The sequence below is a fragment of the Candidatus Protochlamydia amoebophila UWE25 genome (genome assembly GCF_000011565.2).
Taxonomy (GTDB): Bacteria; Chlamydiota; Chlamydiia; order Chlamydiales; family Parachlamydiaceae; genus Protochlamydia; species Protochlamydia amoebophila.
This window is the reverse complement of sequence record NC_005861.2, coordinates 2207847-2222828: the sequence shown is the minus strand read 5'-3', so window position 1 is coordinate 2222828 and position 14982 is coordinate 2207847. Positions and strand designations below refer to the sequence as shown.

Sequence of the window (14982 nt, the reverse complement as noted above, 5' to 3'; positions counted from 1 at the left end):
TAATATGAATAAGCATTGGAGAGGATATGTCTTCTGTTAAAAAGAAGCGCAAATACAAAATTGCGAAACACAAGCGTAAGAAGCGTAGCCGGCGTGATCGGCACAAAGGAAGATAGATTTTTTTCTAATAGACCTCAGAGAAAAATTTAATCACCACTTGCAAGCTTAAATTTATCTTAAGCTTGCAAGTTCTACTAACTCCATCCTAAGTTCTATAACTTCTTTTTATCTTATCTATAACTCCAACTAATACAAATTTATTAAATTGATTAATTTATTTTGTAAAACTTGAGTTTTTATTTTAAAATTTTGGATTTAAATATTAATTAAATGAGTGTTTTGAATGATGCTTTGGAAATTTCCTGTTCGTTATGATGTAATTGTTATTGGTGGAGGGCATGCAGGCTGCGAAGCAGCATTGGCATCTGCACGAATGGGGTTGAGAACTTTATTACTCACAATGAATTTGGATACAATAGCCAAAATGAGTTGTAATCCTGCTGTAGGAGGAATCGCTAAAGGACATATCGTTAGAGAAATCGATGCATTGGGTGGGGAAATGGGTAAAGTGATTGATGTCACTGGGATCCAATATCGCATGTTAAATGCGACTAAAGGCCCTGCCGTTTGGGCACCTCGCGCGCAAGCCGACAAACTTGCTTATCAAAGTGAGATGAAACACCGTATGGAGCGAGTCTCTAACTTGGATATCAAGCAAGGCACAATTGAAGATTTGTTAATTGAAAACGATCATATTTGTGGCGTGATTACGAAAGAAGGAATTAGTTATGATTGCCAAGCGATTGTTCTTTCTTCTGGGACATTTTTAAGAGGCCTTTTACATATTGGTGAAACAAATTATTCGGGGGGTAGAGCTGGAGACCAGCCTTCAGTAGGTATGTCAGCTAGCTTAGAAAAATATGGTTTGAAATTAGGTCGATTAAAGACGGGAACTCCTCCTAGAATCAATAAACGATCCATTGACTTTAGTTGCACAGAAGAACAGCCGGGTGATCCGGGAGTCAAATTTTCTTACGATAATGAGGGAATTCCTCGTTTGCCGCAAGTGTCTTGCTACATTACTTATACGACAGAAGAAACAAAACAAATTATTTTATCCAACATTCATCGCTCTCCTATGTATTCAGGCAAAATCAAAGGAGTGGGACCTCGTTATTGCCCTTCCATTGAAGATAAGGTTGTTCGTTTTTCGGATAAAGAACGCCATCAAATTTTTTTGGAGCCTGAAGGACTCCAAACCCAAGAAGTTTACGTCAATGGAGTCTCTTCTTCATTACCCTTTGATGTACAATTGGCATTTATCAAAAGTATCCCTGCACTTCGTCATGCTGAAATCATGAGACCTGCTTACGCAATTGAATATGATTATGTTATAAGTGGTCAAATTGATTTTTCTCTCGAATGTAAAAAAATTGGAGGCCTTTTCTTAGCTGGCCAAATTAATGGAACGTCTGGTTATGAAGAAGCTGCCGGCCAGGGATTAATGGCAGGAATTAACGCTGCGAATAAAGTGATGGGTAAAGCCCCCCTAATTTTAAAACGTTCGGAAGCATATATAGGAGTGATGATCGATGATCTAGTCACAAAAGGTTTAGATGAACCTTACCGAATGTTTACAAGTCGTGCAGAGCATCGTTTATTACTTCGGCAAGACAATGCCGATCTTCGTTTAAGACGCTATGGCTATGAAGTGGGATTAGTCGATCAAACGCGTTATGATCGGGTAAAAGAAAAGCAAAGAATCATGGAGGAAGAAAGCGAACGTTTAGCAAAAACATTTAAGCAAGTATCTAATAAGGGATATACATTAACTCAATTATTATGCCGACCCGAAAATACATATGCTTCCTTGCTAAAAGAATATCCAGATGTGATGCAAAATTTTGGAGAAGAAATTAATTTTCAAATTGAATTAAATTTAAAATATGCGGGTTATATCGATCGCCAAACAAGTGAAGTGGCAAAATTGGCGCATGTGGAGAAAATTCAAATTCCGATAGGGTTTGATTTTTCAACTGTAAACGGTTTGCGTAACGAAGCAAAGCAAAAATTGAACCAGATCGCTCCACGCCATTTAGGCCAAGCTTTACGCATTTCAGGAGTTTCTCCTGCAGATATTTCGATTTTAATGATTGCTCTTACGCGGTATCAAGAGCCAATAGAAAAAGAACGGCTAACATCTGATTGTTCCGAGGCATAAGAGGTCATGCTTGAATGTAATGTTGTGCAGTTAAAAAACGTTCCTATTTTAACTCAGTTAAAATGGGAAGAAGCTTTACTACGTACAAAACACGACAACTGGTGTTTAATTAATCAAGGCTCACCGCCAGCTGTTGTTCTAGGGATTTCTGGGCGTGTTGATGAGTTGATTAATTTAAATTATTTCTATCAAAACCCAATTCCTTTGATTCGTCGTTTTAGTGGAGGAGGAACAGTGGTTGTGGATGAAAATACCATTTTTGTCACCTTTATTTGTCATGCTTCACAATTATCTATTTCTCCTTTCCCTCAACATATTATGCAATGGACAGAAGAATTTTACCGTCCTATTTTCCCAACTCACCCATTTCAGTTAAAAGAAAACGATTATGTTATGGGCCTAAGGAAATTTGGAGGTAATGCGCAATCGATTACTAAAAATCGGTGGTTACATCATAGTTCGTTGCTTTGGGACTTTTGCTATGATAAAATGCAATATTTATCTCTTCCTAAAAAAAGACCCCATTATCGGAAAGATCGATCCCATTTAGATTTCCTTTGTTCGTTAAAAGATTTTTGTTCCGATCAATCAAAGTTCCAAGATCAACTCTTGAATAGACTCGAACAGAAGTTTTCTTTAAAACATTGCTCCATTAATGATTTAAAAGAAATATCTCAAATTCCTCATCGTCACATAACTCAAGAGATTTTTTTAGATTTTTTATGAATTTTTTATCATAAAAAATGTTTCCCTTTTTACTATTAATCCTAAATAGTTTTCATTAAGGATTAAAAGTCTATTGACCTGCTTTTGCAATTAGATTAAATAAGAATTAAAGAAGCCATCGCTTCTAAAGATTAATAACCTAAACTTTATAAATAATTAAAAAAATCTAATCAGGAGAAAAATATGTTTTTAGAAAATATTTCTATAAATTATACCACTATTTTTTTTGCGGCAATGGCCTATTTTATATTAGGAACTATTTGGTATTCTCCAGCTATGTTTGGGCAACGTTCTAAACGGTACGAAGGAGTTATTAATCCACCGATTAAACAAACATCGCTTGCATTAGCTTATATCGGAGAATTATTAATTTCTTTTTTTATAGCTTACACTTTGGCTGTCTTTATACAAATCACGCAAGCGAAAGATTTTTTAGAAAAGATTGTCGTTGTTATCTGGATTTGGTTTGGTTTTGTGGCGACAACGCATTTTTCACCGGTACTTTGGGATAGAAAAACCTTAAAAAGTTTTTTCGTTCATGCAGGTTTTATGTTATTTGGATTTTTATTAATAGGGTCGCTCATTTCAATTGTACATTGATTTAAAAATTGTTTGTTTAAAATGATTTTGGTTAGCTTATAATTGGGCTATTTTATCACCTATAAATAATATAGATAGGTTGCTTAATACTTTCCAAAACTCAAGTAACAATTAGCCAAAATTCTAAACTTTGTATTTCTTTTTATAAATGGGATTTAAAATTCATCGGAAAAATTAATTTAAAATGTTTTTTGCGAGAATCAATTTGCATGAATTTCTAAAAAATATTTTAATGACAATAGAATAACAAAACAAAGGAGTGATGTTATGGTTCAAGGTGATAAATCAAGTTATACGAATAAACAAAAAAAACAAGCAGAACATATTGAAGAAAGCTATGAAAAGCGTGGTGTGAGTGACAAAGAGGCGGAAAAACGCGCTTGGGCTACAGTTAACAAGTTAACTGGTGGCGGCTTAAAAGGTGGGGCGAAAAAATCAAGTTCATCAAAAGCAGCAACGGCTAAAAAAAGTGCAACAGCTAAAACGGCTACCAAAAAGGCAACAGCGACAACAGCAAAAGGAGCCACAGCAGCTAAAAAACCAGCTGTAAAGAAAGCAACAACTTCTGCAGCTAAAAAGCCTGCTCTTACAAAAAAAAGTCCGGCAGTTAAGAAAGCAGCACCAGCTAAAAAAAGTGCCCCTGTAAAAAAGGTATCTCCCGCAAAGAAAGCAGCACCAGCTAAAAAATCGACAACAACTTCTCCTCGTACTAATACAATCAAGAAAACGACAGCAACTAAAAAAACGTCGGCAAAAACGGCTTCTAAAAAAGCACCGGCGAGAAAAGTTGTAACAGCAACAGCAAAAAAAAGCTCAGCCACTAAGAGGAGCAGTACTAAAAAAACAACACCGAGCAAAAAATTTTCTAAGAAGGGTATTTTAAGCTCTATATTTTCTTTTTAAAAGATATTGTTTTCTTCTAAATTTAGTCGCTTAAGGGATATTCTTTTAAGCGACTTTTTTATTTTTTTAATTTACTTTCCAATTGAAGATATTGCAACTTGCGTTCAATTCCCCACCGATACCCAGATAAGTTTCCGTCTTTTCTAATAACTCGATGGCAAGGTGTCACAAGAGCTAAAGGATTAGCCGCACAAGCTCCTCCTACAGCACGAACAGCTTTTGGCGAGCTAATTTTTTTTGCAATTTCTGCATAGCTAGATGTTGTTCCAATTGGAATTTCTCTTAAGGCTTTCCAGACAGATCTTTGAAAGAGGGTTCCTCTTTCATCCAAAGTAAAGTCTATTTTTTTGAGAGGATTTTCCATTAACTCAATAATTTGAGAAAGTATGTTTTTTGTTTTGTAATCATCATGAATTAAATGAGCTTGAGGAAAACGAGCTTGAAGGAGTAATTGAAGTTCTGCAGGATTTTCCCCTAGAATAACTGCGCAAAGCCCTACTTGGCTTTGAGCAACAATGACTTGTCCAAAGCTAGAATTACCGATAGAAAAAAATATCTGCTCTACATGTTTGTTATGCATGTTTTATCCCTCTCTTTTATGTTCTAACAAGCATATCTAATTTTATACTTTAAGACTCGCCAGTTTAGGTCATCAAATCTTTTAACCCTTTCCTAACTTTAATGTCCGAAAGTGGCTAGAAAATTTTCTGAAAATCTTTTACCATAAAAAAGATGAAGATAGAACAACAAATGTATTTCAAAGCTTATCTTTCCCGCGATGCACGTTTTGATGGGATTTTTTATGTGGGAGTCCTTTCTACTGGAATTTACTGTCGGTGTATTTGTCCTGCGAGAAGACCAAAAGAATCAAATTGTCGCTTTTTCAAAAGTACAGGGGAAGCTGAAAAAGAATTTTTTCGACCTTGTTTACGCTGTCGCCCAGAGCTAGCACCGGGTCAGTCCCCAGTGGATGATGCTCATCGCATTGCCAATCTTTTGATTTCTTCTATGCAAGAAGGGTTGTTCGATGAATTAGGACTTGAAGATATTGCCTTAAAATTCAATTTAAGTTCTCGTCAAATTCGGCGTGTCATTCAGAAAGAATTTGGTGTCTCACCTATTCAATTATTATTAACTCGCCGGTTACTTTTAGCAAAGCAGTTATTGACGGATACCGATTTGAGTGTGATAGATATTGCTTTTGCTAGTGGATTTTCTAGCCTGCGTCGTTTCAATGATGCTTTTAAAAAGCATTATCGCATGCCTCCCAACCAATTAAAAAAAGAAGGTCAACGAAAGAAAACTTTTTTTCCTTCCGCATACATTACGCTGCAATTGAATTATCGTCCCCCCTATGATTGGATAGGTTTTTTAAATTTTTTATCTATTCGTTCTTTAAAGGGGATAGAGCTAGTTAAAAATAATTGTTATTTACGTACTGTACAGATTAGAGAGTATAAAGGCTGGATTCACGTTTCTCATGTAGAGGATAAACATTGCCTAAGAGTCAAAATTGCTTCTTCTTTAGTTCCTGTGCTAGCGATATTATTAGAGCGAATTCGCAATTTTTTTGATTTAAATGCTAGGCCTGATAAAATTTCTGTCCAACTTGAGCAAGATCCCTTTTTGGCAGAAGAAGTGGCAAAAAATCCAGGTTTGAGAGTTCCTGGAACATTTGACGGATTTGAGCTAGCATTTAGAGCTATTTTAGGGCAACAAATTACTGTCAAAGCAGCCACTACACTCGCTAGTCGATTTGTAAAAGCATTTGGTGAGGAATTTAAAACTCCCTTTGCAGAGTTGCATTATTTATGTCCAAGTTCTCAACGCATTTCTTCTTTAAAGTGGGAAGAAATTGCGACTATTGGAATTATTCGTGCAAGAGCTCAAACAATAATTGAATTAGCCAAACAAATGTCATCAAATACTCTTAAATTAGAAGCAGGCGTTAATCTGAGATTGACAATTAAACAATTAACATCGATAGCAGGGATTGGCCAATGGACGGCTCATTATATTGCTTTACGAGCTCTCCAATGGCCTGATGCGTTTCCAAAAGAAGATGTGGCATTGCGCAAAAAACTTGGCAAAGTAACGGCGAAGCAAGCGGAGAAATTATCACAAGTGTGGCGTCCGTGGCGCAGCTATGCAACGTTGTACCTGTGGCAAAAAAAGGACTAAAATAGCTGATTCAAATTTAACGAACTTTAATTAATCATCTAGTTGTTTGAGAATTTTTTCCAAATTTATTCCTTTACCAAGAATTGGTTTGAATAAATCACCTACTTTTTGAAATCTTTTTAAACAATTTTTTATAGTAAAATCTGTTGGGCGAAGACCAACTTTCACTTCTTTCCATGACAAAGGGGTAGAGATAGGGGCTTCAGGTTTGGGACGAACGGAATAAGGAGCAACGACAGTTTGCCCAAAATTGTTTTGTAAATAATCAAGGTAGACTTTGTTTTGTCTATTTTTAGGGTTTCTTTCTAAAGAAGTGAGATCTGGCATTTTTTCATGAGCTAAGTGAGCGATCAATTTGCCAAATTGTGTGGTTTCTTCAAAAGTATAACGAGTCCCCATCGGAATATAAATATGGAGTCCGGTAGCCCCAGAGGTTTTGCACACGTGAGGGATGTCTAGCGGATCCAAGATGTGGTGAATTCCTTGAGCGACTTCAATGACATAATCAAATGAAATGCCTTCAGGATCCAAATCAAGGATTAAATAATCTGGATAATGCAAAGATTGCCTTCGAACATTAAAGGGATTTAATTCAATACATCCTAAATTGATTACATAGAGTAAACTTTGCTCATCATTGATGATAATATAGTGTACCTCTCTTTCTTCGTGAGAGATGGTTTCTATTTGAACCCAATTGGGTGCATGAAGGAGATCTTTTTGATAAAAACCAGGCTGACCAATTCCATTTGGATAACGATGGAGCGTTTCTGGCCGATCTTTTAAATAGGGCAAAATTAAAGGAGATATCGATCGATAGTACTCAAGCAAATCTCCTTTTGTATATCCTTCTTGGGGCCAATAAATTTTATCTAAATGCGTAAAAGATAATTCCGTATGGATGCTAGGTTTTATTTTTTGTTGTTTAGAAATGGGAGAAGTTTCTTGTAAAATTTTTTTGACTTTTACTTCCTCTTCTAGCACAACTTCTTGTTTTTTTTTATCTTCGCGAAGATCAATAAAAATCGCTTGTCTCATGATTTTTTCTTTTGTCCATTCAGCAAATTGGATTTCGCAAACTAGCTCAGGTTTTACCCACGTGGTTGGTTGATGGAGTTTGGGAGGAAAAGAAAAAGGGCAGGTTTCTTGAGGTTTTAAGAGGTCACGCACATAAGTTAACGATTTTTGATCGAATCCACTGCCTGTATGGCCCACATAAAGCAATTCATTATCTTTGTAGACTCCTAAAAGTAGAGATCCGAAATGCTCTCTGGAACCTCTCGGAGTTGTGAAGCCACAAATAATTGCTTCTTGTCTTTGATGAGTTTTAATTTTTAGCCATTTTTTACTGCGCGTGGATTGGTAGGTGCTATCAATTCTTTTAGCTACAATTCCTTCAAATCCAGCTTGAGAAGCCACTTTAAAAAAGGCTTTTCCTTCTTGAATCAAATGTTCACAAAAACGAATGCGGGAATTTTTTGGTAGAATTTGTTTGAGCAGCTCTTTCCGCTGTAAAAGGGTTAATTCTCGTAAATCGTTATTTTTTAGGTAGAGAAGATCGAACACGTAGTAAACTAAAAATCCTTCTTGATTTTTTAGGTAATTTTGAACGAGTTGAAAGCTCGGTTGTCCATTTTCATTTAAAACGACAATTTCTCCATCTAAATAAGCATCGACTGTCATTTCATTTAAGGCTTTTACAATCGGATCAAATCGTGAGTTAAATGAAAGATGGTTACGAGACCATAAAAAAACGGATTGGTTGTGAATTTGAGCTAGCGCCCTGTATCCATCCCACTTAATTTCAAATAGCCAGTCGGGATGGTCAAAAGGTTTATCGACCAAAGTGGCAAGCATGGGTTTGATTATTTGTGGCATGGTCGTTTTTTGGATTTCTTTTTGAATAAGGATCGAATTACGCGTTTTTTTGGGATTTTTACCAGTTTTTTTTGGATCTAGAGAAATGATTCGTTGAGACAAAACAGATTCATTTTTTTCGAGAATGGATACTTGAGAAGCATACACATCACTTTTCTTAATGAGTAACCATTGCTTGTCATCGCCTTGAAATCGAATAAGAGAAAATTCGCCTTTAAGTTTGTGCCCATTTAAAACAAATTTTAAATGTCCTTTTTTTAAACCTTGTCTTATGAATTGTTCGGACTCTTTTTGGGACTTTGCTCCTAGAGCTGAATAATTACCTTTATCCCAAACGATAACTTCTCCTGCTCCATAATTTCCTTTTGGAATAGTTCCCTCAAAATTATGATAAGAATAAGGATGATCTTCAACTTGAATGGCTAAACGTTTATCATTGGGATTGAGAGAGGGCCCTTTAGGAATAGCCCAACTTTTAAGAACCCCGTCTAATTCTAATCGGAAGTCATAATGTAAATGAGAGGCGTTGTGCATTTGCACGACGAACAAAAGGCTTTGAGAGGAATGTTCTTTAGTCTTTTCGTGTGGTTCAGTTGTCTCGTTAAAATTTCTTTTACTAAGGTACTTTTTTAATTCCATATCACCTCCAAAATTATTTAAGCCCCTTTTATTGATGAGTCTCTAAATTTTCTTTCAACATTACCCTGATATCTTTGTCAGGAGTAAGTAATGTTTAGTTTTTTTTGTGTGATCTTTTCTTTCCTTTGACTTTATCTGCAATAATGTCTCTAAGTTCCTTTGTATACGTTATCCTAATAGTCTTCGGGATGAAAATGGGAAATGAGTTGATCGAGCGATGAGTTTCGGGGCTATTGCGACTTCTTTATTCGTATTTATCCCGCTTTCTAAAATATGTAAAACTATAGGGTTTTCATTTCATTCAAATAGCGCAATGGATTTAATACCAACAAATTCTCGTAAGGCTTAACGATAGCAATATATTCTCGATTATGTAAAACAAATTTTCCAATACATAATTTTTAGATTTTTTTGCGTTTTCCTTAAAAGACTATAAGTCTTTGATTTTCTTTCTAAATGAAAAGAAGAAGATAGAAGCGAAAGCTAAGGCATTTTGTTGCATTTTTAGAACAATATAGTCTCGATTACTTCTTTAAAGAAGGAAAATAGGTTAAATGTGGTATTACAAGCATTTAAAACTCGTAGACAGCTGTTTCTAATCTAGCAAAATAGGAATTCAATTTGCTCATTACGATTACATGTTTTACTCATTGCTTAGTACTAGAAATTCTAGAATATTATTTGCTTTGGAAAAGCGAACAATATTCTTGTATCTAGCATCATTGAGAGTTTACCAACGCAGATCCAAATGTGTTGTAGCTGCTAAGAATTTAAAATGCGCTAATCCAGCATCGGTGAGCTCATAGCAATTAGCCAGATCTAGATGCTGCAAAGCGACTAAGGGCCTCAAATGCGCTAATCCTGCATCAGTAAGGTAAGAGCATCCACTCAAATTTAAATGCTGTAAAGCTACTAAGGACCTCAAACGCGCTAATCCATTACCGGTAAGTTTCCAGCATTGCATTAAATCTAGATGTTTTAAAGCGACTAAGGGTGTCAAATGTGCTAATCCAACGTCTGTGATATTTTCACAATTTGTCAGATTTAAATGTTGCAAAGCTACTAATGGCCTCAAGTGCGCTAGTCCTGCATCGGTAAGATTCCAACATCGCATTAAATCTAGATGTTTTAAAGCGATTAAGGGTTTCAAATGCACTAATCCTGCATCCGTGAGATCACAACCAATCAGATTCAAATGCTGTAAAGCGACTAAGGGGGACAAATGCGCTAATCCGGTGTCCGTGACTCTGAAACATCCCGTTAAATCTAGATGCTGCAAAGCCGTTAAGGGTGTCAAATGCGCTAACCCTGCATCTGTAAAATTCCAGCATTCTTGGAGATCAAGCACTTTTAAATTTTTACAATTTTTTAAAGCTAAGAGATGAGCATCTGTTAAGTCAGCATTGTTTGAAAAATTGAGTGCTTCTATCTCATTCGAGAAATACTTTAAAATTTCTTCAAATTCCGTTAACTGAGAACTCTGGTTCAATAATGCGCTCACAACGTTCAATTCTAAATAGTTTTTCAAAGGGTTTAATCGATATTGCTGCGCAAAATTTAAAAGCTCTTTTAATCCAACTAAACTTTCTTTAGTCGAGCTAAAGGGTTCAAGTCTTTGTGATTTGTACCCATCAATTAACTGCTCTTCTAAGTTTTTTACCACTTCTGTTAGTTCATAATAATCGGCTAGTTGAATGAAAGAAGGGATCTCTTCCAAAGGAACTTTAACGTTAGCATCCGTCAGGCAATTGAGCAGAAGCGTAAAGTTTTTTTGTGTCAAAGCGAGAGGATGTTGAAGGGTTTCTTGAAAATTCCCTGACCAAAGAGTCTTAAAATAAAGGGATTTTTCCCTTAACATAGCTAACTGAGAACGAGAAATAGTTAGAGAAGTTCCCTCTTGAAAGCTCAGTTGAAGTTCTTCAGATGAAGATGAAAGATCGGGAACTTGAATCGTTGGTGCACTAGTTTTTTCTAGATTATCCAAAGAATTGGCTAAGGAGTTAACTTCATCTCTAGGAGGATCGCTAACTTCTTGAGATTGATAGTCAGAAGGGGCCGTTGCATTGACAGGATAACTATAACTTAGGTTAGAAATATTCAAAATGACCATCCAAATGAGTTAAATAAATTTTAATTTATAGATATTTTAACAAAATTACATATAGCTAAAAATCATTGCAAGAGTAACCTAAATTTTGGCTTTTCAGCTTAACTTTGTAAATGCTGCTAATGTCTTCCGTTGCCGAAACCTTGCCGAAAGGGATTTTTGGGAAGCTAGTTGTTGACAAGGGGGGGTATTTCGAAAGAACTTTCACAGTAAATAATCCATTAAAAAAATATTTATTAGATTAAATAGACACACCATAGAAATGCCAAACCAACCTAAAAAGCCATCCATTAACTTAGCAGAACAACATCGCCTATTATTAAAGGCTACCTAAAAATCCAAATTTCAGATTAATTTTATTAAATAGCACACCAAAAAAGAAGTGTAATTATTAGAATGTTTAGGACTTTTTGACACGAGCAAGAGCCAGACCGTCTAATCTTCCTTCTCGCACAAGAGTGGGAATGAGGACTGTTTCAAGTTTTGGATGAACAGCCAAATAATCATTAAAAGCATAAATGGTTTGAGCTTCTTCGTGATTTGGGTAACCGACATGCTTACCTTTCGGGATGAGATTATCAATTAAAATCAATGAACCAGGTTGAGATAAATGAATAGCCCAATCTAAATAAAGGACATTGTTTTCTTTATCTGCATCAATGAATACAAAGTCGAAAGAGGCTAAATTCTCCGTTGCAATTTGAGCTAATAAATCTACCGCATAGCCTTGCCGAATTTTAACGAGGTGACTTAACTCAGCTTTATGGAGATGTTCTTGGGCAATTTGGCAATACTGGGGGTTGGCTTCGAGTGAAATCATATATCCTGTTTCTGGTAATGCTCGAGCTAACCAAACTGTACTATATCCACCCAATGTGCCAATCTCTAAAATATGTTTAGCTTGCAGAGTCGAGGCTAAAAAATGAAGAAGCTTACCTAGATAAATAGGAATTTGAATGGAAGGAAGGCCTTTAATAACCGAGTTTTGACGTATGTGATGTAAGACCGCATCTTCTTGTCCAAACCGTCTGTCTAAATACTCTCTTAACTCTTCAGGATTTGGATGATTTTTATTCATGGAACAGACTCAAATTTAACTTCATATAAGTAAGGCCATAATTTTCCAGTTAAGTAAAATGTGCGGGTTAACTCATTGTAAGCAATGCCATTTAAAACGGATTCGTATCCAAGACTTTGTTTGATTTTTTTAGGTAATAATTGAGAGGCATTAATGATACCATTGACGATGCCTGTCTCTTTATCTAATCGGATGATATAATCTGTATTCCAGACATTTGCATAAATATATTTTTCCACGCAGATGAGATCATTCAAAAACTTCACGGGTTGTCCATTCCAGGTAACTGTGATTGTTTTTTCAATGGTAAAATCCCGGGGATGACGTTTCAAGAGTTCAGAAGATCCATTACTCATATAAAAAAAATCATCTTCTTTATCATGGCAAAGACCCCAACCCTCTCCTTCATAATTGATTTGCCGTATTAAACGAATAGGATTTATTTGATAAATAAGAGCAATTCCTTCTTTCCAAGTCAATTGGATAAGTTCTTGATGGTTTAAAGTAATACCTTCTGCAAACAGGTGACGAGGAAGCAAATACTTTTGAGTTGTTTTTCCTGTTGAAGGATTTATTTCTTTTAAACAAGATTGTCCGTAAAGCCCTGTGCTTTCATATAGTTTATTTTGATAGAATACTAACCCTTGGGTAAACGCATTTGTATCGTGTGGGTAGGTTTGAACAATGACTAGATTTAATGTTTCAACTTTTTGATTATCAAAGCTGTATAGAGAAAATTTCCATAATAGAACTAAAATAATTAAAAATTTTTTAATATAAAAATTTATTTGTTTTGTTTTGTTTACCTCTCTATTTTTAGGATGTGAAATGGTAATTTCATCTGTTTTCATATCGTTTTTAATAGAGCCGCCTGTTTAATGAATGCCATTTAACAAAAATTTCTTCACATTGTTTTGAAGAATCTGGATCAAATGTAGCTAGAACCTCTCTTTTTTCCGGGGGTAGTAATAATTGTTCGTAAAAAAAAGCGTCGTCAAATCCATAACGGGCAGCACACTCTTTTTTTACACCTATGTACACTTTTTCAATTCGAGCCCAATAAATAGCTGCCAAGCACATGGGACATGGTTCTGCGGTCGTAAATAATGTATATCCTGATAAAATGTGAGTCTTTAAACGACGAGCAGCTTCGCGAATACAATTCATTTCTGCATGGCAAGTTGGATCCTGATCTTTCAACACAGTATTATGTGTGACAGCTAGTATTTGGCCTTGTTTGTCGACAATACAAGCTCCAAATGGACCACCCTCATCTTTATCAATTCCTTCATAAGCACTTTCAATAGCACGCCTCATATAATCAAACATATCTTCATTCTCGAATTAAAAAAAATTAATGATGAAAATCCTTAGTTTGACTAAGGTTCTCTCTATTCCTCTATATTTAGACATTTTCTTAATGATATTTTAACATATTTTTAATCAATATTTGATTAACAGCTGTTAATTTACAATAGTATTTGATTAAGTTTAAAATATTGGTTTTTCTTATATCTAAAAGTAAAAATAGAGATTAAACAAAAGTTACATAATGAAAAATATATATATTTTGCTCTTTCTATTTAGCTTAGGGGTAGTAGCGCAGTCATTTCTCTATCAACACCAACCAACTTTATTTCCCATTGTTGACGCTCCTTTAAATTCTGAAAATCACTTACCAAAAAAATGGAGAAGCACAAAGCAAATTTCTCAATTGGTTGGAAATTATGCTAATTTAAAAGGTTTGACTCAACTTCATTTATCTGGTAGTGGGCAATTTTCTCAAGAAGATTTAAAAAACATGTCTCAAGAAATCAAGGGGAAAGCGTTTGTTCTTGATTTAAGAGAAGAATCACATGGTTTTATCGATGGAACACCTATCAGTTGGACTGATGGCTTAAACTATGGCAATGTGGGTAAAACTCTTCGTCAAATCGAACTAGATGAGCAAAAACGATTGAAATTAACAGCTCAAAAAGGATCTATTATTGTTGATTTATCAAAAGATTTAGGCGAGAATTTTCAAAAATTTTTTGTTAGAGAAGTGAAGACAGAGAAAGAATTAGTAGAATCTTTTGGCTATACATATATTCGTTTGCCAATCACGGACCATCATCGACCGGTTGATTCTGTTGTTGATCAATTTATTGAAATTGTTCTAAGCCTTCCTGCCGATTCTTGGATTCATTTACATTGTAAAGGAGGAAAAGGGCGTACAACAACCTTTATGACTTTATATGATATAATGCATAATGCTCAAACTGTCGGATTAAATGATATTTTGTCTAGACAAACATTGTTAGGTGGAGCAGATCTTGTTCAAGCCGAAAAAAATGAAACTTATAAACAAAAACCTGCCAAAGATCGTATCGAGTTTATTCGAGCTTTTTATACTTATTGCCGGGAGGTTCCCAATTTTGAAATGACTTGGTCTGATTGGGTTCATCAAAAACAATTAGTTGCCTATCAGACTTCTTCTTCTAACTAATTACTTCTAAGTCAAAATATTGAAACATCTCAAAAAAAATTTAAATTTATTCAATTTCTAGTTCGCCTGAAAATTTTTTGTGTAAATATCTTTTTAAAAAATATTAACTATAAATAAGAAAAATATTTAAATCTTTTTAATTTTAATTTTTTATAATATAT

The 14982-nt window shown here is 35.0% G+C and carries 13 protein-coding genes; 7 read left to right on the top strand and 6 right to left on the bottom strand.

The genetic code is table 11. From position 1 onward, the window contains the following. Positions 1–26: 26 nt before the first annotated feature. The 5 genes from PC_RS10700 (at position 27) to PC_RS11505 (ending at position 4450) form a co-directional block, all read left to right on the top strand. Entirely contained in the window at positions 27–116 is a 90-nt protein-coding gene (locus PC_RS10700) for an AURKAIP1/COX24 domain-containing protein (RefSeq protein ID WP_075882539.1), read from the top strand. Between the two features lie 227 nt (positions 117–343). Next, a complete protein-coding gene (gene mnmG, locus PC_RS08820) occupies positions 344–2221 on the top strand; it encodes a tRNA uridine-5-carboxymethylaminomethyl(34) synthesis enzyme MnmG (protein ID WP_011176384.1) in 1878 nt (625 codons plus the stop codon). 6 nt (positions 2222–2227) lie between these two features. Next, positions 2228–2947, top strand: a complete 720-nt coding sequence (locus PC_RS08815) for a lipoate--protein ligase family protein (protein WP_044045240.1) — start codon at positions 2228–2230, stop codon at positions 2945–2947. 183 nt (positions 2948–3130) lie between these two features. Next, positions 3131–3547, top strand: coding sequence for a DUF1761 domain-containing protein (locus PC_RS08810; RefSeq protein ID WP_011176382.1), 417 nt, complete (start codon positions 3131–3133; stop codon positions 3545–3547). Positions 3548–3814: 267 nt separating this feature from the next. Continuing rightward, complete coding sequence (locus tag PC_RS11505) at positions 3815–4450, top strand: hypothetical protein (protein ID WP_011176381.1); 636 nt, start codon at positions 3815–3817, stop codon at positions 4448–4450. A 58-nt stretch (positions 4451–4508) separates the two neighbouring features. Here PC_RS11505 and PC_RS08800 read toward each other — a convergent pair whose 3' ends face one another. Next, positions 4509–5030, bottom strand: a complete 522-nt coding sequence (locus PC_RS08800) for a methylated-DNA--[protein]-cysteine S-methyltransferase (protein ID WP_011176380.1) — start codon at positions 5028–5030, stop codon at positions 4509–4511. A 170-nt stretch (positions 5031–5200) separates the two neighbouring features. Here PC_RS08800 and PC_RS08795 point away from each other — a divergent pair, with 170 nt between their 5' ends. Then, entirely contained in the window at positions 5201–6631 is a 1431-nt protein-coding gene (locus PC_RS08795) for a DNA-3-methyladenine glycosylase 2 family protein (RefSeq protein ID WP_011176379.1), read from the top strand. Positions 6632–6661: 30 nt separating this feature from the next. Here PC_RS08795 and ligD read toward each other — a convergent pair whose 3' ends face one another. From ligD to PC_RS08770, 5 genes are all read right to left on the bottom strand, one after another. Further along, positions 6662–9148, bottom strand: coding sequence for a DNA ligase D (gene ligD, locus PC_RS08790; RefSeq protein WP_011176378.1), 2487 nt, complete (start codon positions 9146–9148; stop codon positions 6662–6664). Between the two features lie 730 nt (positions 9149–9878). Continuing rightward, positions 9879–11258 carry a BTB/POZ domain-containing protein gene (locus PC_RS10130; RefSeq protein ID WP_420885540.1) on the bottom strand — a complete coding sequence of 460 codons (1380 nt, stop codon included), beginning with the start codon at positions 11256–11258 and terminating at the stop codon, positions 9879–9881. Positions 11259–11655: 397 nt separating this feature from the next. Next, on the bottom strand, positions 11656–12333 hold the full coding sequence (locus PC_RS08780) for an O-methyltransferase (RefSeq protein WP_011176376.1): 678 nt from the start codon (positions 12331–12333) through the stop codon (positions 11656–11658). Further along, positions 12330–13184, bottom strand: coding sequence for a glutaminyl-peptide cyclotransferase (locus PC_RS08775; protein WP_011176375.1), 855 nt, complete (start codon positions 13182–13184; stop codon positions 12330–12332). The genes PC_RS08780 and PC_RS08775 overlap by 4 nt, the downstream gene beginning before the upstream one ends. A 7-nt stretch (positions 13185–13191) precedes the next feature. Further along, entirely contained in the window at positions 13192–13662 is a 471-nt protein-coding gene (locus PC_RS08770) for a nucleoside deaminase (protein ID WP_011176374.1), read from the bottom strand. Positions 13663–13885: 223 nt separating this feature from the next. Here PC_RS08770 and PC_RS08765 point away from each other — a divergent pair, with 223 nt between their 5' ends. Continuing rightward, a complete protein-coding gene (locus PC_RS08765; RefSeq protein ID WP_011176373.1) occupies positions 13886–14821 on the top strand; it encodes a phosphatase domain-containing putative toxin in 936 nt (311 codons plus the stop codon). The last annotated feature ends 161 nt before the right edge of the window (positions 14822–14982 follow it).